Here is a 1,654-nt window from a genome sequence, read left to right on the forward strand (position 1 = left end):
ACCTCGCAGGACGGGAAGAACCTTATACCTTCGTCAGCGTCAGGACTTTGCTCGACGATTTCTGGGCCGATGTCAGGAGCCTGACCGATGATTGAACGACGCATCCTTCGCATTGAGATCTCGACGCCGCAGGCCGCGCTGGAGGCGTTCGCGCAAACCTGGGAACGCCTGGAACGGGGCGAAGCCGTCACCCCAGTTGAAGCCATTGGCTTCGAGAGCCTGTCTGAGATGCTCAGTACCCTGACGCCAAGGCGTTGGGAACTGATACAGACGGTCAAACGCCGCGGACCCACACCCATCGCGGAACTTGCTGAACCAGTCGAGCAGGACAAGACCCCTGGCTGCACCGATGTCGGGACCTTGGTCGATCTAGGTATCCTTGAGATCGACGACCGCCAGCGCGTCTTTGTGCCTTGGGATGAGATTGATCTGCGGGTGCCGCTAGCCGCTTGAGATTACAGCATGCCGGGAATCAGGTATACCTCATGACTGACCGAGGCTCGCTGACTCGCGCGCCCGCGACTACTTTGATGATGTGTTGTACTGATCGGAACGCGGGCTCCCTCAGACGTATTGGAGCCTGGAGCCCGGCGGCTTTCAATCTCTAAAGCGCCGCTGCCGCGCCTACAATTGGCGTACTAATTTATTTGTTATGGAGGAGTGACCGTGCCAGCAAACTTGCCGCAAGGCGCCAATGCCCTTATCCCAGAACCCGTCGTTTTCGTAGGGATCGGCTGGAGTACAGATGAAGAGTGGGAGATCGACGCTAGCGCTTTCTTGGTAGGCCAGACCGGGAAAGTCAGATGCGACCGGGATTTCATTTTCTACAATCAACCGGAGGCCCCTGGTGGCTGTATTAGCCTCGATATGGAACCCAGGAGCGGAGAAGACATGCGGGGCTTTCACGTCCACTTATCGCAAGTCCCCGAGGATGTTTCAAAAATTGTCTTTACGTAGAGGCAAGTCTTGTCTTCTCGATCAATTTACTACCTGACATCAAACTGGAAGACTGCGAACGCCTTTTGCTGATATCCAGATACGGGATGAGCCGGAAGGGAGTACTGGAAAAACGCTGGAAAGAGATCAGCGCACTGAATCACGAGAGCATCATACGGGCAATCTTTACCGAGGATGTCATTAGTAAGATTCGACTCGTCATAAAACGTGATACCGGATGCAGTTTCGACAACGATCAAATACGGCCGGTGCTCGAAGAAATCTTGATCCACGGATAGCATATTGCGAGTGGAAATAGGGGCAAAAGGGGCCAGAGTTGAATACCCCGACTGACAGACGCAGAACGATCATTGCCGCATAATATCTTTGGGCGCCAAGTTAATTCGCGCCAAAGCGTCGATCTCTGGCAACCCCGCTCTCATATCTTACTCCACTCAGGAGCGCATCTATGCAATGGCACGAAATCCGCGCCCATTATCCGCAACAGTGGCTTCTGCTGGAGGCAGTCAAGGCCCATTCCGAAGGCGAGCGCGGCTGGGGGAGGCTGCGCCGGTGTCGGCACACCACCGCGCTCGCCTCAGGCCCGATCGATAAACTGAGCACGGCGCGACGACACACAGGCCCCTGATCATAACTCCGGCCACCCTGCTGGACGGGAGATCGCTGGTCCGCACAGCGGACCCTACGGGCGCCGAGG

Annotated in this window: 3 protein-coding genes; all 3 read left to right on the top strand. The window is 56.2% G+C overall.

Annotation, left to right across the window (positions count from 1 at the left end):
• Positions 1–87: 87 nt before the first annotated feature.
• Positions 88–453 carry a hypothetical protein gene (locus QZY48_RS24715; protein WP_295436068.1) on the top strand — a complete coding sequence of 122 codons (366 nt, stop codon included), beginning with the start codon at positions 88–90 and terminating at the stop codon, positions 451–453.
• 213 nt (positions 454–666) lie between these two features.
• A complete protein-coding gene (locus tag QZY48_RS24720) occupies positions 667–957 on the top strand; it encodes a TerD family protein (protein WP_366929769.1) in 291 nt (96 codons plus the stop codon).
• A 448-nt stretch (positions 958–1,405) separates the two neighbouring features.
• On the top strand, positions 1,406–1,585 hold the full coding sequence (locus QZY48_RS24725; RefSeq protein ID WP_295436070.1) for a hypothetical protein: 180 nt from the start codon (positions 1,406–1,408) through the stop codon (positions 1,583–1,585).
• Positions 1,586–1,654 lie beyond the last annotated feature (69 nt).

It is taken from the genome of uncultured Thiodictyon sp. (genome assembly GCF_903828115.1).
In the GTDB taxonomy this organism is placed as follows: domain Bacteria; phylum Pseudomonadota; class Gammaproteobacteria; order Chromatiales; family Chromatiaceae; genus Thiodictyon.

Excerpts from the sequence above, each read along its gene's own strand:
- QZY48_RS24715 (WP_295436068.1), top strand. The coding sequence starts at position 88 with ATGATTGAACGACGCATCCTTCGCATTGAGATCTCGACGCCGCAGGCC.
- QZY48_RS24725 (WP_295436070.1), top strand. The coding sequence starts at position 1,406 with ATGCAATGGCACGAAATCCGCGCCCATTATCCGCAACAGTGGCTTCTG.